The 20,456-nt window shown below is 39.4% G+C and carries 18 protein-coding genes; all 18 read right to left on the bottom strand.

What is annotated here, in order from left to right; translation table 11 throughout:
- Positions 1-23: 23 nt before the first annotated feature.
- Positions 24-1,001: an LPS O-antigen chain length determinant protein WzzB gene (wzzB, locus tag ATB02_RS07900; RefSeq protein ID WP_105271381.1), complete on the bottom strand. Its 978-nt coding sequence runs from the start codon at positions 999-1,001 to the stop codon at positions 24-26.
- 146 nt (positions 1,002-1,147) lie between these two features.
- On the bottom strand, positions 1,148-2,314 hold the full coding sequence (gene ugd, locus ATB02_RS07895; RefSeq protein ID WP_105271380.1) for a UDP-glucose 6-dehydrogenase: 1,167 nt from the start codon (positions 2,312-2,314) through the stop codon (positions 1,148-1,150).
- Between the two features lie 248 nt (positions 2,315-2,562).
- Entirely contained in the window at positions 2,563-3,969 is a 1,407-nt protein-coding gene (gndA, locus tag ATB02_RS07890; protein ID WP_105271379.1) for an NADP-dependent phosphogluconate dehydrogenase, read from the bottom strand.
- A gap of 125 nt (positions 3,970-4,094) precedes the next feature.
- On the bottom strand, positions 4,095-4,997 hold the full coding sequence (locus tag ATB02_RS07885) for a glycosyltransferase family 2 protein (protein WP_105271378.1): 903 nt from the start codon (positions 4,995-4,997) through the stop codon (positions 4,095-4,097).
- Positions 4,998-5,043: 46 nt separating this feature from the next.
- Positions 5,044-6,420, bottom strand: coding sequence for a colanic acid biosynthesis phosphomannomutase CpsG (gene cpsG, locus ATB02_RS07880; RefSeq protein WP_073546692.1), 1,377 nt, complete (start codon positions 6,418-6,420; stop codon positions 5,044-5,046).
- 168 nt (positions 6,421-6,588) lie between these two features.
- The gene (gene cpsB / locus ATB02_RS07875; RefSeq protein ID WP_105271377.1) at positions 6,589-8,013 is read right to left on the bottom strand and encodes a mannose-1-phosphate guanyltransferase; all 1,425 of its coding nucleotides are present in this window, start codon (positions 8,011-8,013) and stop codon (positions 6,589-6,591) included.
- Between the two features lie 41 nt (positions 8,014-8,054).
- On the bottom strand, positions 8,055-9,176 hold the full coding sequence (locus tag ATB02_RS07870; protein ID WP_105271376.1) for a hypothetical protein: 1,122 nt from the start codon (positions 9,174-9,176) through the stop codon (positions 8,055-8,057).
- 36 nt (positions 9,177-9,212) lie between these two features.
- Complete coding sequence (glf, locus tag ATB02_RS07865; RefSeq protein WP_105271375.1) at positions 9,213-10,310, bottom strand: UDP-galactopyranose mutase; 1,098 nt, start codon at positions 10,308-10,310, stop codon at positions 9,213-9,215.
- A gap of 3 nt (positions 10,311-10,313) precedes the next feature.
- Positions 10,314-11,600 (bottom strand): hypothetical protein, encoded by a 1,287-nt coding sequence (locus ATB02_RS07860; protein WP_105271374.1) that lies wholly within the window; start codon positions 11,598-11,600, stop codon positions 10,314-10,316.
- Positions 11,584-12,462 carry a hypothetical protein gene (locus ATB02_RS07855; RefSeq protein ID WP_157945204.1) on the bottom strand — a complete coding sequence of 293 codons (879 nt, stop codon included), beginning with the start codon at positions 12,460-12,462 and terminating at the stop codon, positions 11,584-11,586. Before ATB02_RS07855 ends, ATB02_RS07860 begins: the two co-directional genes overlap by 17 nt.
- 307 nt (positions 12,463-12,769) lie before the next feature.
- Complete coding sequence (locus ATB02_RS07850; protein WP_105271372.1) at positions 12,770-14,002, bottom strand: hypothetical protein; 1,233 nt, start codon at positions 14,000-14,002, stop codon at positions 12,770-12,772.
- Positions 14,003-14,061: 59 nt separating this feature from the next.
- Positions 14,062-14,823 carry an oxidoreductase gene (locus ATB02_RS07845; protein WP_105271371.1) on the bottom strand — a complete coding sequence of 254 codons (762 nt, stop codon included), beginning with the start codon at positions 14,821-14,823 and terminating at the stop codon, positions 14,062-14,064.
- A complete protein-coding gene (locus tag ATB02_RS07840) occupies positions 14,816-15,511 on the bottom strand; it encodes an acylneuraminate cytidylyltransferase family protein (RefSeq protein ID WP_105271370.1) in 696 nt (231 codons plus the stop codon). Before ATB02_RS07840 ends, ATB02_RS07845 begins: the two co-directional genes overlap by 8 nt.
- The gene (locus ATB02_RS07835) at positions 15,508-16,491 is read right to left on the bottom strand and encodes a Gfo/Idh/MocA family protein (RefSeq protein ID WP_105271369.1); all 984 of its coding nucleotides are present in this window, start codon (positions 16,489-16,491) and stop codon (positions 15,508-15,510) included. Before ATB02_RS07835 ends, ATB02_RS07840 begins: the two co-directional genes overlap by 4 nt.
- A gap of 1 nt (position 16,492) precedes the next feature.
- The gene (locus ATB02_RS07830) at positions 16,493-17,551 is read right to left on the bottom strand and encodes a nucleotidyltransferase family protein (RefSeq protein ID WP_033865600.1); all 1,059 of its coding nucleotides are present in this window, start codon (positions 17,549-17,551) and stop codon (positions 16,493-16,495) included.
- 18 nt (positions 17,552-17,569) lie between these two features.
- Positions 17,570-18,217, bottom strand: coding sequence for an acetyltransferase (locus tag ATB02_RS07825; RefSeq protein WP_105271368.1), 648 nt, complete (start codon positions 18,215-18,217; stop codon positions 17,570-17,572).
- Positions 18,210-19,283, bottom strand: coding sequence for an N-acetylneuraminate synthase (gene neuB, locus ATB02_RS07820; RefSeq protein WP_105271367.1), 1,074 nt, complete (start codon positions 19,281-19,283; stop codon positions 18,210-18,212). The genes ATB02_RS07825 and neuB overlap by 8 nt, the downstream gene beginning before the upstream one ends.
- A 6-nt stretch (positions 19,284-19,289) precedes the next feature.
- Complete coding sequence (neuC, locus tag ATB02_RS07815) at positions 19,290-20,453, bottom strand: UDP-N-acetylglucosamine 2-epimerase (protein WP_105271366.1); 1,164 nt, start codon at positions 20,451-20,453, stop codon at positions 19,290-19,292.
- Between the last annotated feature and the right edge of the window lie 3 nt (positions 20,454-20,456).

The raw sequence follows: 20,456 nt of genomic DNA, 5'->3' as shown, positions 1-20,456 counted from the left end.
TTTCTCTTAAATGCACAATAATATTATTTCGCGTTGTAATTACGCAACGCGTTACGCCCCAGCACAATCCCCGCGCCTACCATGCCGCCCAGCAGCACCGCCAAAATCAAGGTAATTGCCTTTTTCGGGCTATCGCGACGAATAGGTAACGTCGGTTTCATCACATAACGGTAAGCATGAATATCAAGATCATCAACCTTTAAGCTTTCGATATCCAGCAGGTTTTGACGAGTCTGATAGTAGTTTGGCGAGAACACCAACGGACGGGTCGCCTCATGCTTAATCATCGACTCCAGCGCTTCGCTACCCAAAAGGAACAACGTATCTTGCGTCACATCTTCAGTCTGCTGAACCTGTGGCTTTGTCACCTGCGCCTGATTTGCATACTGCAACGCTTCCTGAATCTGACGGATACGCAGATCTTTCTGCTCCTGCGCAACCACTTCCTGGGTTTTCAGAGAGTCCTGCAAGTTTTTCATACGCAGCGCGATGTTATCTTTCAGGTCTTGTTCCAGTTCTTCATTGACCTGATCGTCAACTTGCTGGATATACTTCGCCAGCTGTTTCTGCGCACCTTCAGGTGTTTCACCCACATAAGAAACCGCTAAAGGTAAGGACTGATTTTTAACGGTAGGCTCAATGGTCAGTTTTTCAGGTTCTTCCTGATTATCCAGCGTTTCTGCTAATGCGGAGAATGCTGTGCTGTAACGTCCGATAAGTGAAGCCTGAATGTCGGAAACTTTTGGTACAGCTGATCCGTAGATCACATTCATCGCGTTGGTATAACCAGCGATTTGCCCCACATCAGGTTGAGTAACGATAGCTGTTGAAGTCCATTTTTCTTTGGCTACGGACAGGTACCCGATAGCCAGAGCTATAGCCACAATGACAGAAATGATGATTGTCATCTTGCCACGCCAAAGTTGGACCAGTAAATCAATCAAATCAATCTGTTCCGGGTCATGGTTTTGCCCAGAAACATTATTATTTTCTACTCTCATCATTACCCTAACGGACGAAATAATTTTAAGTCGCCATAGTTTAGCGATAATCGCCATGAATGCTATAGGATAAATGATAAAAATAATGAATCATTACAAAGAGAACATAAGAGAATCAGGGCGAAAATCGCCCTGATAACAAGATGTTAGTCGCTACCAAAGAGATCGCGGGTGTAGACCTTATCTGCCACATCCTTAAGCTCTTCTGCCATACGGTTGGAAATAATGACGTCGGCTTGTTGTTTGAAGGTGGCGAGATCACGTTCCAGGCGAGAGTTGAAGAATGTGTCTTCTTTCATCACCGGCTCGTAGATAATTACTTCAACACCTTTCGCTTTGATACGCTTCATAATCCCTTGAATAGAAGATGCACGAAAGTTATCTGAACCGCTCTTCATAATCAGGCGATAAATACCCACCACTTGCGGTTTGCGTGACAAAACGGCATCGGCAATAAAATCTTTACGCGTGCGGTTAGCATCGACAATTGCTGAGATCAGGTTATTCGGCACAGACTGGTAGTTCGCCAGTAACTGTTTCGTATCTTTTGGCAGACAATAACCACCATAGCCAAACGACGGATTGTTGTAATGATTGCCAATACGCGGATCGAGACAAACACCTTCGATAATCTGACGAGTATTCAGACCTAAACTTTCTGCATAGCTATCCAGCTCGTTAAAGTATGCTACGCGCATCGCCAGATAGGTATTAGCAAACAGTTTAATCGCTTCTGCTTCGGTTGAATCGGTGAACAGGGTCGGGATATTTTGCTTAATCGCGCCTTCCTGTAATAACGCCGCAAAACGTTCTGCGCGTTCCGAACGCTCACCGATGACAATACGTGACGGATGAAGGTTATCGTAAAGAGCTTTACCTTCACGGAGGAATTCGGGGGAGAAAATAATATTTTCAGTACGATATTTCTTATGCATCGCTGCGGTAAAACCAACGGGAACCGTGGATTTGATGACCATAACCGCATAAGGATTTATCTCTACTACGTCTTTAATTACTGATTCTACACTAGATGTATTGAAATAATTATTTTTAGGATCATAGTCGGTTGGAGTGGCGATGATGACATAATCAGCATCCCGGTAGGCTTCATTTGTATCTAATGTGGCATTAAAGTGTATTTTATCTGATTGCAAAAACTGCTGAATTTCCTTATCAACAATAGGAGATATCCGATCATTCAGCATAGCAACGCGTGACGGTAAAATATCTAATGCCACAACCTCATGATTTTGTGCGATTAGAAGCCCGTTTGACAAGCCTACATAGCCAGTACCGGAAATGGTGATTTTCATTTCATGCTCTCAGAATTAACTTAACTGTGAATCATGATGTTTTTAGCATCCTGATAAGAGCTAAATGTTTTAACGCTACGTTGTCAGATGGTCAACGCTACGAAAAACAATTCAGATTTTCTTTATAAGAATAGCTGATATTTATTAAGTTAATATTAAGCAGTGAAATTTAGTTTATAAGATATTTGGCAAAAAAAAGCCCGGTGCAATATACGCCGGGCCTCAATTTTATTGTTGGTTAAATCAGATTAATCCAGCCATTCAGTATGGAACACACCTTCTTTATCAATGCGCTTATAAGTATGCGCACCGAAATAGTCACGCTGTGCCTGGATCAGGTTCGCAGGCAGAACAGCGGCACGGTAGCTATCGTAATAGGCAACCGCAGCAGCGAAGGTCGGAACCGGGATACCGTTCTGTACTGCATAAGCAACGACATCACGCAGCGCCTGCTGGTAGTCATCGGCAATTTGCTTGAAGTACGGAGCCAGCAGCAGGTTAGCGATCTGCGGATTTTCGGCATATGCATCGGTGATTTTCTGCAGGAACTGCGCACGGATGATGCAGCCAGCACGGAAAATCTTCGCGATTTCGCCGTAATTCAGATCCCAGTTGTACTCTTCAGACGCCGCACGCAGCTGAGAGAAACCCTGAGCGTAAGAAACGATTTTGCCAAGATACAGCGCACGGCGAACTTTTTCGATGAACTCAGCCTTGTCGCCTGCTGGCTGTGCTTGCGGACCAGACAGTACTTTGGACGCCGCAACGCGCTGCTCTTTCAGAGAAGAGATGTATCGTGCAAACACAGACTCGGTAATGAGCGACAGCGGTTCACCGAGATCCAGCGCGCTTTGGCTGGTCCATTTACCGGTACCTTTGTTTGCTGCTTCATCCAGGATCACATCAACCAGGTAGTTACTGTCTTCATCTTTTTTGGTGAAGATGTCTTTGGTGATGTCGATCAGGTAGCTACTCAGTTCACCGTTATTCCACTCGGTAAAGGTCTGCGCCAGTTCTTCGTTGGTGAGGTTCAGGCCACCTTTAAGCAGAGAATAGGCTTCAGCAATCAGCTGCATATCGCCGTATTCAATACCATTGTGAACCATCTTCACATAGTGACCCGCGCCATCGGCACCAATATAGGTAACGCATGGCTCACCGTCTTCAGCCACTGCGGCGATTTTGGTCAGGATCGGTGCAACCAGTTCATAGGCTTCTTTCTGTCCGCCAGGCATAATGGAAGGACCTTTCAGCGCACCTTCTTCACCGCCGGAAACACCGGTACCGATGAAGTTAAAGCCTTCTGCAGAAAGCTCACGGTTACGACGAATGGTGTCCTGGAAGAAGGTATTACCACCATCAATGATGATGTCACCTTTATCGAGGTATGGCTTAAGGGAATCAATAGCAGCATCCGTGCCTGCACCTGCTTTCACCATTAACAGGATGCGACGAGGCGTTTCCAGAGATTCAACAAATTCTTTCACCGTATAGTAAGGAACCAGTTTTTTGCCTGGATTTTCGGCAATCACTTCTTCCGTCTTTTCACGGGAACGGTTGAAAATAGAGACGGTATAACCACGGCTTTCGATGTTGAGCGCAAGGTTGCGCCCCATCACTGCCATACCGACGACGCCGATCTGTTGCTTTGACATTGTTTACTCCTGTCAGGGGGTCACTACACAACTTGTGTGCGGTTTGAATGTGATTTAGATGTTAACTCAGTAACAGATACGATGAATAGAAAAAATCTTCACTTGTTTTTGTTAAAAAAAATCAATCACTTCGGTTTAAATACTTCATTGTTTTTTAATTCTGCTGAGTCTCGCAATGCATTAATAATCACTGGCACTTGTTTAAATCTGAGTTTTAAAACACATAATAATGTGTACCCACAAGCCAAAATTAACGGTTTCAATTTAACCAAGTTATTTTCACCGTGTTTTTTATAAAGATGAAAAAGATTCCTAAGCATAAAATATCCTTTCCATGATAACATGTCATTAGTTTGATTATTAACTAATAAACGCGTAGCTTTTGCCCTCGGTTCACAAATAATACGAACTCCAGATTTTTTCGCCCGAATAGCATAGTCAATATCATCGCAAAATATGAAAAAGCGCGGCTCTGGTAATCCTATAACTTCGACTGCTCTTTTATGTATCAATGGTCCTTCAAAAGGTATAGCTTCTATGGCAATAGGCTCTGACAAAGCCCCATTACGTTGAATATAGTCTCTGATACTTATTCCTTTGGGCTTTAGCTTAAAGATAGTATTGAGATCGTAAGATAAAGGAGAAAGTTCCGCGCAAGTACCATCCAAATTGTAACGCAGAGGTTGAACAATGCCATCACACTTACTTCTGATCAACTCTTCCAGACAAGTGGGGTTAGGCATTAAATCATCATCCATTAACCATAAACAGTCGTACTCGTATGATGATGCCAGAACAAACCCTTGATAGAATCCCCCAGCTCCACCTAAATTAGCACCAGTATTGTGATAGATAATTTCGGTCTGTGAGTACGAATTTATTAATTCCTTTGTACCGTCAGAACTATTATTATCTACAACAATAATTTTATCGATTTTATATGTCTGTAAAAGCAAGGCATCAATTACTTTATTTAATAATTTAACACGATTATAAGTCACTACTATCGCTATAATTTTCTTACTCACAAGAACCCTCGATATGAAATCTTGATATAAATAATATTATATAAAATCAAATTTTACTTGTTAGAATCTGTAATATTTTTTGAACTTTTCTATTTAATAAAGATATATCACCGCGCGATTCCACGTTGAGTCGCACCAGCGGCTCGGTATTGGACGAACGCAGATTGAAACGCCAGTCAACAAACGACATGCTGATACCATCGGTTCTGTCCACTGCCAGCGCTTCACTGGCAAAGTGCTGCTCCACACGCAAAATCGCTGCCGCCGGCTCATCCAGTTTGCGATTAATTTCCCCGCTTGCAGGGAAAGCCGCCATCCGGTCACAAACAAGTTCACCTAGGGATTGCCCTTTTAGACACACCAGTTCAGCCACCAACAGCCACGGGATCATCCCGCTATCGCAGTAAGCAAAATCACGAAAATAGTGATGGGCGCTCATCTCGCCGCCATAGATGGCATCTTCTCTACGCATCCGCTCTTTGATGAACGCGTGACCGGTTTTCGACATCACCGGCGTGCCGCCTGCCGCCGTCACCACGTCGACGGTGTTCCAGGAAAGACGCGGATCGTGTATGATTTTGGCTCCCGGCTGTTTTTCAAGAAATGCTTCCGCTAGCAGTCCGACGATGTAGTAACCCTCAATAAACTGACCTTTTTCATCAAACAGAAAGCAACGGTCGAAATCGCCGTCGAAAGCAATCCCCATATCCGCACCGTGATCAATCACCGCATCGCGCGTATCGGCGCGGCACTCAGGCAGCAGCGGATTCGGGATCCCGTTCGGGAAATTGCCGTCCGGCGTGTTGTGAACTTTGACGAACTCAATCGGCACGCCCTGCGCCTTAAAACGCGCTTCGATAGCATCGATCACCGGGCCTGCCGCACCGTTACCGGAGTTAATGACCAACTTCAGCGGGGTGAGATTTTTGACGTTGATGTAGCCGAGTAGGTGATCGATATAGGCACCACGCAGATTAATCTGCTTATAGCTACCGCGCGCAGCATCGTTGACGGGCGAGAAGTCATTACTCTCTGCCAGACGCTGGACATCTCGCAAGCCGGTGTCGCCGCTGATGGGGCGTGCGCCCTCACGCACCAACTTCATACCGTTGTAATCCATCGGATTATGACTGGCGGTCACTTCAATACCGCCGTCGACGCCCAGATGGAAGGTGGCGAAATAGATCTCTTCGGTGCCTGACATACCAATATCCAGCACATTGACACCCGCATCCTGTAGCCCCTTCGCCAGCGCCTGTTTCAGCGCCTCACTTGTCGGACGCACATCACCGCCGAGCACGATGGTTTTCGGCTTCAAGAATTCGCCATAAGCACGGCCAATCCGCCACGCAATCTCCTCATTCAGCTCTTCGCCTAGCTTGCCGCGAATATCGTAAGCCTTAAAACAGGTTAATTTCGTCATATTTTTACCCTTCTTCAGGTAACAGTTGGCGCAGACAATAAAATGGCCAAAATTATTCATGTCACAGTTTGCCGAATGTTGACCCTGGCACGCTCCATAGATAGGACAGACATTCATCCGCCACCCGGCAGTCATTGTCTAATGACGACGCTACGCGTCTTAGCATGACTACACGCGACCATAGCGATCCTGAAGACGGACAATATCATCCTCTTCGAGGTATGAGCCGGAGCGTACTTCAATCAGATCGAGCGGAATTTTCCCGGGATTCTCCAGACAGTGCGTTGCCCCCAGAGGAATATAGACAGACTCGTTTTCACCGAGCAGTTTGATATCGCCATCAATGGTGACTTTTGCTGTCCCCGCCACCACTACCCAATGTTCTGCACGGTGATGATGCATTTGTACAGAAAGCCCTTCACCCGGATTAACGGTGATGCGTTTTACCTGGTAGCGCTCACCGGCATCGATAGAGTCGTATTTGCCCCACGGGCGGTAAACTTCACGGTGAATATGGTGTTCATGACGCCCATCTGCTTTAATCTGCTCCACCACTTTTTTCACATCCTGCACCGAATTGCGATCGGCGATCAGCACCGCATCTTTGGTCTGCACGACTACCAGATCCTTAACGCCGACAGTGGTTACCAGCCCCGATTCAGCATAAACGTAACTATCCTCAGTATTATTCAAAAGCACATCTCCACGGCAGACATTCCCATTAACATCCTTGTCTGAAAGTTCCCAAAGCGAGGCCCAAGAACCAACATCGTTCCATCCAGCATTCATTGGAACAACAACCGCATCGTTAGTTTGTTCCATCACAGCATAATCGATTGACTCCTCAGGACAAGAAATAAAGGCCTCTTCATTAATCCGAATAAAATCACGATCTGGATTTAATATATTCATTGCTTTACTACAAGCATTGAATATGTCAGGACGGAACTTTTTCAACTCATCAAGAAATCGGCTAGCACGAAACATGAACATACCACTATTCCAGTAATATTCTCCACTTGTGACATATTCATGTGCAGTTTCTATATTAGGCTTTTCAACAAACTGAGCAACTTCAAACGCAACATTGTTTGTATCACCAAAACAGGCGTTGCCACGACGGATGTAACCATAGCCCGTTTCAGGTTTATAAGGCACGATACCAAAAGTCACAAGCTTTCCAGCCTCTGCATAAGTCTTTGCTGCTTGCAGCGACTTGATAAACTCATTTTGGTTAGTAATAACATGATCTGCTGCTAAAACAAGAATAATAGGATCAGAATCAGCAAGGTCCATATTTGCACAAGAAATTGCTGCCAGTGCAATTGCAGGTGCTGTATTTCTTCCTATAGGTTCTAGGATAATATTCTTTGCCAAACAATTTATCTGATGTAACTGCTCAGCGACTATAAAACGGTGAGCTTCATTACAAATTACAACAGGTGTTTCCGCAGTAATTTTCTCTAACCGCTTAATTGTAGACTGCAGCATTGTATAGTCACCATAAAGGTGATGAAATTGTTTCGGATATAATACTCGAGAAAGTGGCCATAACCGGCTACCACTCCCTCCTGCAATAATTACGGGTAACATTAGCACCTCAAATTTAAGGAAAAGAAGAAAGAATCTAACAATCAATCCATCCTATTAACACTAGCCCATCTATTCACGATTGAGATATCACCACAACACTCAGATAGCAAACAGTATTTCATTCTTGTGTCGGTATTATTTCCATTCGAAATACGTTTATTATCGCGCAGGTAGTCACTCATTTCATCAATGCTATTAAAGATAATTTTGTCGTCATAGTTTTCTAATAGAGAAACAGCAGCATCGTTATTCAGACAGACAACCCCCTTGCAATATAATATGGCATCAATTAATGTTCCAGAAGCTGTACATTGATATTGCTCAGGAGTAAAGAAATACAAAAAAGAATCAACTTTTTTTATTGCATCTTCAAACTCATGAGTAGAATACATCCCTGACCATAATTTAGTTTTGATATTATCATTAATCTTAAACTCATTAGTAGAAGCAAGACGCCCAATCATCCACAACTCGATATTATTACTCGTTTTAAGGTCATTAATTTTATCCGAGCTTTTCATTTTTTTTGAAAGCAAACCAATTGTAGCTAAAACATGCTTCTTATTAGATGGTTTTGTGAAAGGCACTCTATTAATAAAGCTTAAAGGTATCGGGTGATTAATAAAAAAATCTTGTGATGTAACAGCAACATTTGCTTTTAGCAGATTTTCTTTTATATGCTTTGATAAATAAAGAAAAGTATTATGTTTTGAACGGGTAAATATTTTTTTACCCAAAAGAAACATTCTATCGCCAATAGTTAATTTTTTCTTATCTTTGATCATAGCCTCTGCGTAGTGATGCATTACAATCGAAGTTTGAAATCTGCATAATGTACATATAATACTAAAAAAAAACCATTGAAACTGACTTAATGCCAAGAAAACAATTCTTCTGCGGTGAAATAAATTGAGGAAAATAAAAAACAGAGAATACAATGTCTTTATAATCTCTCGATTACATAACCGAACAAGCTTGATTTTCGTTTTAAAATCATGGAAGGGTTTTATGAAATTACATTGCAAATCGTCACATTCACATTTCATTGTTTCGTTAACAAGTATCATTGAATCATGAAGAGAAAAATACTCAATAAGTGCACGATCTACTAATGTATGTTCAGTAAAATGAATAAATGGGTCAATAATAAGGAATTTTTTCATCAAAACACACCACAAAAATATTAAATAATGACTAAATTATTTTTTAAAGGTTTTGTCAACTAAGCTAAGAGCGGAGGCTATAACTTGGTGCATATCATAATATTTATACTCGGCTAAACGCCCACCAAAAATCACATTCTCCAAATCATTGGCTAAAAGCTTATATTTAGCATACCTAGAATTATTTTTTTTATCATTTACAGGATAGAAATATTCGTCACCATCCTCATATTCTTTAGGATATTCTTTCGTGATAACAGTTTTATCCTGAGTGCCAAATTCGAAATGCTTATGTTCGATGATCCGAGTAAAATCAAACTCCTTATCAATATAATTTACCACTGCATTCCCTTGATAGTTTGAGGTGTCAAGTATTTGCTCTTCAAATTTTAAAGAGCGATATTCTAAGCGACCAAATCGATAGTCAAAGTATCTATCTATTGGACCAGTATAGACTATTGATTTTGCACTTCCATCAAATTCTTTTTTCTTAGAAAAATAATCAACTTCTAATTCCACATCAATGCCAGACAGAAGTTTTTCGATTATTTTATTATAACCTCCAATTGGGATCCCTTGATATTTATCTTTAAAATAGTTATTGTCGTATGTGAATCTAACCGGGAGTCTTTTAATAATAAACGATGGTAAATCAATGCAGGAACGTCCCCACTGCTTTTCAGTATATTCTTTTATTAGAGTTTCGTAGATATCTCGACCAACTAATGAAATAGCTTGCTCTTCAAGATTACAGGGTTCAGAAGTAATTTCTAAACTCTGCTCTGAAATTATTTTTTTTGCTGCATCTGGTGAAATTACCCCCCACATCTTATAAAATGTGTTCATATTAAAAGGCAAGTTATATAATTGACCTTTCGATAAAGCCACTGGAGAGTTGATGAAATTATTGAATTCAACCAATTCATTAACATAATCCCAGATTTTTTTATCATTCGTATGAAATATATGAGCACCATACTTATGGACATTTATACCAGCAACATTCTCACAGTAGACATTACCTCCAAGATGATTTCTTTTTTCAATAACCTTTACAGAATAACCACGCTTATTTGCTTCGAAGGCAAATACTGAACCAAAGAGTCCGCTACCAACAATAAGATAATCTATCATTATTCAACCATTTTTATTTTTAAACTGTTTATATTTTTTGTTTATCCAACCATAAGTGACACAATCTTCATATAATCCCGAGTAATTCTTATTGAAGATATGCATCAACTTAAGTTTAATAAGCAAATACTTAGGTATATCTTTAAAAATCACATAGATAATATTAACTAAATAGTTTTTACCATTAAACTGTTCTTCTGAATTGTTATGAGTTAATAAAATATCCCGAATCCAACGAGCAATATTTGGACAAACAGGACTGAGAGGAAAACCATATAATTTAGAAAATTTTGATAAGGTATCATCTGGCAACAGCTTTCTGTTGAGTCCTGAGACAATATCGACTAATTCTTCATATTTATTGACAATATCAAAATCCTTAAAAAAGCTCAGATTCATGTCTGCTGGATAATATGTTGGATGATAGACAACACTACATTTTTTACACATGGCTGCCTCCATATTAGTTGTAGTACACCATCCAATAACTACTGAAGCTATTTTTATCCAATCATATACATTACCACACCGTTCAATTTTTATATTCTCAGGCAGAACAGCAAGTCCAGAATACTCTAAAAATTTATTATGAAAATAATTTATATCTTCATAGGGATGAGGTCTTACAAGAAATAGCTTTTCAGGGAATGAGTCAGCTAATTTCTTAATATCATTAAAATACGCCTGAGCTGCTTTGTCTGTAATCTCTTTCATCCGATAAAATCTGTCCTTAGATATATGACCCAAAGATAGAAAATAGTCTTCAGAAACAAAAGCCCATGCAAAAGTCGTCGGGAAGAAGATAACTTCCTCATAAGACTCACTCAGAGAAAATCTTTCTCCTGAATCTAACCAGAACGAATCAAATCTCGGATTACACAAAACTTTTATTTTTTCAGGTTTAGCGCCAGCCACAATTAGGTCAGAATAAAAACTTTCTGTCCATGCGAGATGATAGGTTTCCCTCGAATAGCTATCTTTTGGAAGCATAAATTTTTTTGTAGATTCATTATATAATTGTTCATGATGTAAATTCAATGCTATAACATCTTCACCATAAATATCTCTAATCTTCTGCAACGTAAAATCATCTTTGCTATTAAGAAACGGCAAAACTACAATTCTTGGCTTAAATCTAATATTTGTCACATATCGATTGAAATGCAAAGGAGCCAGTTCACAGCTCAATTCTAACTTTTCAAGTTCCAGTTTCATATAAAAGCATGTTTCAAGCTCTCTGCTAATATGTTCAAAGATAATTAGCACATCAATTTCACGAAAAAATTTCATTTTTTCTCGACCTTTGAGAAAGTGAGTAAATTAGCATAAATAAAAATAAAAGTGACCAGTATCTAATAGTAAAAAAACCGCCGCCACAAAAAGAAAGAATTATTGAATACGATACAAAGACACTCATTTTGGTTATCAGGAATGGCTTCACCGCCAGTATAATTAAAAGTATACCAACGCTCCCTACATAGATAAATCCAGAGGCTAAAGCATTGCTTAATATATTTTTGGGAGTAAAAACCAAAGCCTCTGAATGTAATTTTATAAATGGGATGTTTGAGAAGCCAGCCCCGAATAAGAAATTATCTTTTAACACATTAACCATGGTAATAAATGGATTAAAAAGACGTATTCCCAAGCTTGATTCAGTTGTTATCAGACCTTTTTTATATACTTCAAATAAAAAATCCCAACCTAAACTCTGATGAGTTACAACTTCAATCCTGTTTTTCAATACTAACATTGCAATAAAAACCATCAGAAAAAACCATAAAACGGCTAACATCTTTAAATTATTATTTCTTACACTGAAATACAAATGAGTCCCCCATATCACGAACACGATACCCAACATGGGTGAGGTATTTGTATAGAAGAAAAAAGAAAGAAGTATTAAGAACACAATTTTCTGCAATCGACTCCCTAACGCAAGAATGGAATAACCGCAGAAGACGATAAATATACTAAGATACGATGACTCCTTTGCCAAACCGACGGGTCTTGTTATACCTGAAAGAGTTATGCTTTCATCGCGTTTTAACTCTTCTGATAAATCATATACCCCCGGGTGAATAGTTCTACGTATTTCAGAAATTAACCCACCATCCAAATGATAGTATTGAAGCACCGAAATAGTGGACACAAACAACAGTGCACAGAAAACGAGTTTATTAAATGTGTATTTATCCAAATAGTCTGAATATTCACACAAAGAAATGAACACCAATATTGCGATAAAAAATTGGGAGAATGAAAGGAATTCACTATTCATGCTTCCAAGTTTGCCAGAAAACAATAACGTCAGCAAATATAATAAAATCATTAGAAATAGCGAGAAAGCAACTCTAATAGAATTGGCCTTGATAATAAAAAAAACGAACACGATAAGAAAAAAACTTTCGATACCATACAATGTTAAATCTAAGTACAAATTTATTATTAAGAAAAAACTAAGAAATGTTAATATGTATTTTTTGTTCATCATACTTATACCATAAATATAATCGCAACAATGCAATAAGAGCTGAAAAAATCAAAAAATAATAATAACCGAGCATTGACTCGTTTATTTTCATAAGATACAGAATCAAAACTATAAACAATGATAAAAGTAACGAAAACGGAGGGATAAATACATTAGCAATATCTTTCTTTTGCGAATAAAGAACTACAGAATAGTAATTAGTCATGTTTATTACTGAAATACCAACAATAACAATAATTCCTAAAGAAACAGACTCTGTGATAATTCTATTTTTGACGACATAAGGCAGGATCTCATATGAGAAACCTACAGCCCCAAACAAAAGTATACAACACAGTACTGAATTTTGTATTAAGTATGATTTTTTAACTTTTTTATACTGCTTAATATCAGTAACAAAAGTCTTTAATAGCCTCCCCATAAATTTAGCTTGCACAAAATGATAAATAAAAAATTCTATCCCTGTACCTATAGCATAGAAATAGGTAAATATAGCCAAGTCATGTATGTTGTTTGTGCTCTTATAATATAAGACAGGCAGAGAAACAGCTAAACGCATAGATATAGAGGAGATAAAAAGCCATCTTGCAACGATGAGATTTAAATATAGTTTTTTAAAAGAAAAAAAACTAAACGCCGAAAAAGAGAAAATCTTTAGCTCTGGAAGGTAAAATTGCCCCAATACGACACACACAACAAGAGCGACAATCATGGCATTTAAAGTCTGATTGATATTAACTTCCTTCGCAAAAAGAAATAATACAACCCAACCAGACTGAACTAAGTTAATAACAGCTGCTTCAGTAAGCCTTGACAAATAAATCAAATTACGATTAATTTCTTGTACCCAATGAGATAATATGGCAAATGCACCTGCTTTAACAATAACACCAATAGTAAAATCATAAAAAAAAACAATAAGAAGTGGTAGCAATATTATGTAAAAAACAATATATCCAGCATATTGCTCAGACAGTATTTCTGAATATTTTCCTTTTTTTGTTATTGTTATCTCTCGATTATAAAAATACCAAAGTTCCATGCCAAACAATATAATAAATACATTGGTCACTGTATTTATATATGAATAGTACCCTAAATTTTCTGTATTTAAAAAATTGGGTATGAAAAGAATCAACCCAAATTTTAGTAAGAACTGAAATATTCTAATAACATAGAATAAGTTTCTATTATCCAAAATACCCCCACCTTCCGAGCATTAGATGTCGTTTATCTAAAAATGTCTAGAGTAAATAATCAGATAGAGAATCCATCATCAACAACGATGTTCTGACCTGTTACATATTGCGAGCCATCCGATAAAAGGAAAATGATAGAGTCCAAGACAGATTCTACATTTAACATTCCAGCTCCCATTGTATGTTCTTTATATGCTTCCAGAAATGAAGATGGTTGGTTATCAAAAATACCACCAGGACTTACAGCATTAATTCTAAATCGACTATCTCTAACATAAGCCACAATATATTTGTTTAAATGTAACAATGCCGATTTTATTGCTGCATATTCAACAGGCATCGTCATTTTAGTATTTTCGTATATTTCGAATTTTGGTGCCACGACACCATAAATAGAAGAAATATTTACAAGTGAAAATGAACGCTGATTTTTTTTGAAATATGCTGCACACTGTTGTGAGAAAAGAAATGAACTTCCAAGATGTAACGAAAGATTTTCGTTGAAACTTTCCAGCGTTACATCGTAAAAGTGGGCACCATAAGTTTTATTTCGAGGATAAGTCGTATTAATAGCACCATCCAGATCAGGTGCAATGGCTAGTATTTCCTGAACAGATTCAAGACTTGTTACATCAAGTTGATGTAATTCATATCCAGTTGTGATACCCAGCTCATTTAATTTGTTCTGTGTTGACACTAAGTCAAAATCACCGGCAATAACATAACCACCTTCATCTATGACTTTTTTAACAAGATGAGTGCCTAGCAATCCACCGGCACCAGCAATAAGGATTTTTTTCCCTTTAAGTATATTAGCCACGATTCAATTCCTTAAGTAAAATTTCCGCCATGTAAAAATCAAAAATATCATCTATATCAACGGCACGTTCTTTAGGCACAATAATGCTTGCAACTTTGCCTGAGAATAGCCCATAATTATTCAAAACAAATTTTGGCGTTGTCGCGTACACAACAGTAGTAATATCAAATACGTCTGGTGAATCCTGCCGTCTGAGCACTTTCTCTTCCGGTTCATTGACAAGCCTCACATAACCACTTTCGTGAAATTTTACCATATTAAAATAAGGACTTCTGCTCGCCGGAGTGACTGAAATGCATATGTCAGCACCAGACTCGACTATTTTAGCAATAGCACATTCGACATCATCGACACTTCGCAAAGGGCTTGTAGTCGGTAAACTTACAAAGCCATCGAAATCCCCCACTTCCTTCTGAACCCACTCAATTGCGTGACGCCATGCCAACCATTCTGGACTAGTGTCTCCGGCAAGCTCCGCCGGTCTACGAATAACAGTAGCACCACAATTTTCTGCAACGAGAGCAATATCATCATCGTCGGTTGAAACATATATTGAGGAAATCGAAGGACTCTGTTTGGCAGTCTCAATAGAGTATTGCAGGAGAGGTTTGCCTGCTAGAGGTTTAATATTTTTACCAGGTAATCCTTTTGATCCCCCACGTGCAAATATAAAAGCGTTTATTTTCATTGAACTTCTCCAAGGCATTGACTTGTTTCTTTTATCTTATCAATTAAGCTAACAATATTTATTGATGACTCTAATGTCACACAGTTGTTATCACTCCCGGATATTTCCGCAATGAAGTCGAGCAGCATATCTGTATACATACCATTTTTATCCCAGCCAGGATCACTAAAGATAATATCGGTACTCTGTCGAGTATGATGAATGATTTCATTGCGGATGAGATCCCAGACAATTCGTCCCTTACTGCCAATAATATGACATTGTCGCCATGGTTTCTTTTGAAGGAAATCAAGATGGATATTAATAAGCGAACCGGCGGAATTTATCACTATAATATCAGCTAAAGATTCGACATCCATTTCAAGTTCTGACGAAGTCCGTAGCACTGAATTCACAAGTTTCAGTTCACCAAATAGCCATTGCGCATAATCCAGCTCATGACTTAATTCGAGTAGCGCTCCGCCACCCAAAACTTTACTTGCTGATACACTTTCACGATATGATTTTGACGGTCTCCAATCCGGCAGATATTGACCAATCTCAATATTGACATTGTAAATACTGCCAATAAATTTATCCTCAATTATTTTTTTAATTATTTTTGCAGAAGGCAAATAGCGTAAACAATATCCTATAGCCACCGGAGTTGAGTGTCTTTCAGCTATTTCATGTAACTTCTTAGCGTCATCAAACGAAGCTGTAACAGGTTTTTCAATAAAAGTAGGAATTCCTGCTGCCAAAAGTTTTTCACTATGCCGTAAATGGTAAGTTGCTGGTGATGCTACAATTACAAAATCGACTTGCTCTTGTATGATAGCATCTACATTAGCTAAGTAACCATCACAGTCACTCACTAACTCGGATAGCACTCGCTCACTTGAAGACATAGAAAAAACAATAATTCCTGGAAAAAGTTTTTTAAGATTGTGGCGATGTCTTGTTGCGATATTTCCCAACCCGATTACAGCGACCTTTTTCATTTTAATCCAGCCCTAAAGAATGAATATCGGCCTGTGCCCGATTAAAATCATCTATTCGCCCTATATCAAGCCAATACTCATGAATCGGGAACATTAGTATCTCTTTATTCTTACTCATAAATTGTTCGAGTAACGTCGGCATATCAATTCGATGGTTTTTGGGTACTGATTTAAAAATATCGGGAGAAACAACATAGATTCCTGCATTAACAAAGAAATGATGTACTGGCTTTTCAACCATACTGACTATTTTATTACCATTACCTGTTATAACACCATATGGGATCTGGTAGTCATATTTTCTTACGCAGATTGTAGCATCCGCATTGTTATTATTATGAAATGATAGTAACCGCTCAAAATCAATATTGGTAAGCACATCACCATTGATCATAATGAGTGGCAAAGAATCTGATAAGGAGTCAGGAAGCAATCCCAGCGCTCCTCCCGTACCTAAGGGAGTTTCTTCATGTATATAGGTGATTTTTGCATTAAACGCATCACCATCACCGAAGTGCTGATGAATCATATCTGGAAGAAAATGGGTTGATATATATAAATTACTAAACCCTGCTTTAACAAAACTTCTTACCACTGTCTCTAAAATAGGTTTATCACCTACTTTAAGCATTGGTTTAGGGCAATTATCAGTGAGTGGTCTCAAACGAGTACCAAACCCTCCGGCCATAATAAAAACAGGATTATCATATTTTTCCGTTGCAGCGATACTTGTAATAGTCTCCAGCCCCACAATGATACCCTTATCGACTATTGGTATAGACAGTATCCCATGCGATGACATCAGATTATTGAGCTCTTTTTTGGAAAGAACTGGACTTGCCGTTACGGGTTTTTTATTCATAACCTGGTGTACTTCTGCAGTCAGAGGCAGGTTTTTCAAAATTCCTCTTCGAATATCACCATCGGTAATGACTCCTAATAACGTGTTATTCTCATTAACTACCAACGCAACTCTTAATGCTTCGTTATTGATAATTTCGAGTGCTTCAAGTATCGAGCTATCTGGTGAGATTAATACATTTTTCCATTGCTGATTCATTATATACCTTCTGAAACATTATCTGACTATACCGCGTGATGCATAAACTTTTTGTTGTGGATGTATATTTTCTGCTACCAATGCGTTTGCCATGATTGCGGCTCTTGATCCGATTTCAATATTCTGAATAACAATTGCACCTGCACCAATGAATACACGCTCTTCAGTTTTACACTGCCCACATATTATAGCCCCAGGAGAGATTACGTTATATGCACCGAGAGACACATCATGCTCAATGACTACACGGGTATTAATAATAGTATGGGCACCAATATGTGTCCCTGGTTGAATTATGGCACCAGGAAATATCTGTACTCCTTCTTCCAAAAAGGCAAAGGGTGACACATATGCGTTATCAGCTACAATTGTTTCAAAACAATAGCCCATTTTTTCAAAGAACAAATTAACTTTATACCTAACTTCCGAGTCTGGTAAGGCCCCAATTCCATTAATTAAGCGAATATCCTTTGGTTGGAAACGAAAGATTTCATTATCATTCGAAAAAACATCAATTCCTGAATATACCTTTCGCTGAGTGATATCATCAGGGCTAATAATAGCAACAATCTCTCGCTTCTGTCTTTTCAAAATATCAACAATTACGCTGGCGTGCCCTCCCCCACCAATAATAACAAGTGGTTTTTTCTGAAGATTATCATTCACTAATCAACTCCCCCGGCAAATAATCATTTTCAGAAACTTTATTTATTAAATTCCAATATAAATAAGGAGACATACCTGTACCAGGACGCTTTATTGCCAGATTGTCGGGTGTGAAGCTTTCCCCCGCTATAATAGTTTTTGCAGCAACTAGGCTTTTTCGCGCAACACTCTTGTTTTTGATTTCTGACACAGTAGGCGCTTTAATGCTATTCCCTAGCGCTTTTTCTATCTGATGAATAGCGGCAATCATTGCCTCCAGTTCAACGGGCTCCAGCGATGCTTTGTGGTCCGGTCCTTCCATGTTTTTATCTAGTGTGAAGTGTTTTTCGATCACAACCGCACCACGTGCAACAGCGGCCACAGGAATCATTATCCCTTCACTGTGATCGGAATACCCCACAGGCAATCCAAACGCCTGACGCAACGTATCCATAGCACGTAGATTAATCTCTTCCACTGGCGCAGGATATTCCGTAGTGCAATGAAGAATGATAACCTTTTCCTTTAGCGCTTTTTGACCAACCTCAGAGGAGTACGCACGCTGAAAAGCTTCAATACTCGGCACTGCATCTTCAGGCGCTGTATATCCGAAAGCAATAACACCCAACGCGGCCTCAATCTCAGCCAATGTCGCCATTCCCGTTGAGACAATAATGTCGCAACCAGTGCGCGCATGCTCAAGTACCAAAGGCGCGTTAGTCAATTCACCTGAAGGTAACTTTAGCCTTTTGACGCCAAGCTCATTAACAAGAAAATCCAAGCTCTCGGAATCAAAGGCGGTAGAAAGGAATTCGATACCAAGTTTATTACAATAACTAACCAGCTTGTGGTGAGCTTCCCATGAAAGCTCCAACCGACTTAGCATTTCTAACTGTGATTCTTGCTTTTTAGTGTTCGCAACCTGATAGTCCGCCTGTACTGCTTCAGCTGTTACCAAGTTTTTCGCCTTGAACGTCTGAAATTTGACGATATCAGCACCTGCTTTATGAGCAACATCAACAAGTTTAAAAGCCAGTTTTTCGTCGCCGTTGTGGTTAACACCGGCTTCAGCAATAATAAGCGTCATATAATTTCACTTAATGTCGTAGAATGTCTTGCTCGGTACAAAATTCATGGATTTGATCATCTCAATGATCTTAGCACTCGCATTCCCTTGCCCATAAGGATTGGTTATTTTTTCTCCTTCCCTTATGTAACTTCGCGAAATCGCACTCGTTAGTGCAGCAGTGATAGATTCCGTTGTAGCATCACAATTGAGTACGCTTTGCGCGGCAATACGCCCTTTTTGACGCACGCCAATATTTACCGTAGGAACGTCGAGAGCAGGCACCTCAATTATGCCGCTGGAAGAGTTTCCCACCACCGCTGAAGCATATTTAACCGCACTGAGATAACGCACCTGTCCAAGTGACGGGATAGCTTTGACGCGTTCAGGTGATTTAGCAGCATAGGCTTCAAGTAAAGGAATAATTTTTCTGCCGCCATCATCCGCATTCGGGTAGGTCAGAATAACCTGAAGCTCGGGAAATTTATCAAGCGCGTCCAGCAATGCTGTAAAGCTCGCCTCAGCAGGCTCATCACCTAAAGTAACCGGATGATATGTGACAAGTACATACGGCTTTTTTAGCGAAAAATTCAATGATGTTGATAACTCTTCGACCGTCATAAACTTGCTACGCTTCAGATGCTCTAACCCAATAGCACCCACATTAGTAACACGAGCCGGATTTTCACCCAACTGAACGACACGGTTTTTATATTCTTCCGTGGAAGTACCGTGTAAATAACTCAATTTCGTGATGGCGTGCCTAATAGCATCATCGTAGGCACCTTCAGTAATTTCACCGCCATGTAGATGGAAAACAGGAATACGAAGAATCATCGCGGTTTGCGCCGCCGCAAGAGCTTCAAAACGATCGCCAAGAATGACCAAAACATCAGGTTTCAGCCGGGATAATGCATCAGCAAACCCCAGAACCCCCAACCCCATGCTTTTTGCTATACCGACCGGAGAATCAGAGGAGAGCAAAATTTCAATTTTCTCATCAATTGAAAAACCATCCTGCTCAATCTGTTGCCATGTATTGCCAAATTCAGGGGAAAGGTGCATACCACTGACGAGCAGTTGCAGTTGCAGTTCCTCGTCACTCTGGATGTCCTTCATTAACCAATAGAGTAATCCATATTCTGCTCGAGTTCCGGTAAAAACTGCGACCTTGCGTGTTGTTGTTGTCATCGC

The sequence above is a fragment of the Escherichia sp. MOD1-EC5189 genome, from assembly GCF_002966045.1.
GTDB lineage: Bacteria > Pseudomonadota > Gammaproteobacteria > Enterobacterales > Enterobacteriaceae > Escherichia > Escherichia coli_F.
The sequence above is the reverse complement of the archived record's forward strand: the minus strand, read 5'-3'. Positions and strand labels throughout refer to the sequence as shown.

Excerpts from the sequence above, each read along its gene's own strand:
- wzzB (WP_105271381.1), bottom strand. The coding sequence starts at position 1,001 with ATGAGAGTAGAAAATAATAATGTTTCTGGGCAAAACCATGACCCGGAA.
- ugd (WP_105271380.1), bottom strand. The coding sequence starts at position 2,314 with ATGAAAATCACCATTTCCGGTACTGGCTATGTAGGCTTGTCAAACGGG.
- gndA (WP_105271379.1), bottom strand. The coding sequence starts at position 3,969 with ATGTCAAAGCAACAGATCGGCGTCGTCGGTATGGCAGTGATGGGGCGC.
- cpsG (WP_073546692.1), bottom strand. The coding sequence starts at position 6,420 with ATGACGAAATTAACCTGTTTTAAGGCTTACGATATTCGCGGCAAGCTA.
- cpsB (WP_105271377.1), bottom strand. The coding sequence starts at position 8,013 with ATGTTACCCGTAATTATTGCAGGAGGGAGTGGTAGCCGGTTATGGCCA.
- ATB02_RS07870 (WP_105271376.1), bottom strand. The coding sequence starts at position 9,176 with ATGAAAAAATTCCTTATTATTGACCCATTTATTCATTTTACTGAACAT.
- glf (WP_105271375.1), bottom strand. The coding sequence starts at position 10,310 with ATGATAGATTATCTTATTGTTGGTAGCGGACTCTTTGGTTCAGTATTT.
- ATB02_RS07860 (WP_105271374.1), bottom strand. The coding sequence starts at position 11,600 with ATGAAATTTTTTCGTGAAATTGATGTGCTAATTATCTTTGAACATATT.
- ATB02_RS07840 (WP_105271370.1), bottom strand. The coding sequence starts at position 15,511 with ATGAAAATAAACGCTTTTATATTTGCACGTGGGGGATCAAAAGGATTA.
- ATB02_RS07835 (WP_105271369.1), bottom strand. The coding sequence starts at position 16,491 with ATGAAAAAGGTCGCTGTAATCGGGTTGGGAAATATCGCAACAAGACAT.
- ATB02_RS07830 (WP_033865600.1), bottom strand. The coding sequence starts at position 17,551 with ATGAATCAGCAATGGAAAAATGTATTAATCTCACCAGATAGCTCGATA.
- neuB (WP_105271367.1), bottom strand. The coding sequence starts at position 19,283 with ATGACGCTTATTATTGCTGAAGCCGGTGTTAACCACAACGGCGACGAA.
- neuC (WP_105271366.1), bottom strand. The coding sequence starts at position 20,453 with ATGACAACAACAACACGCAAGGTCGCAGTTTTTACCGGAACTCGAGCA.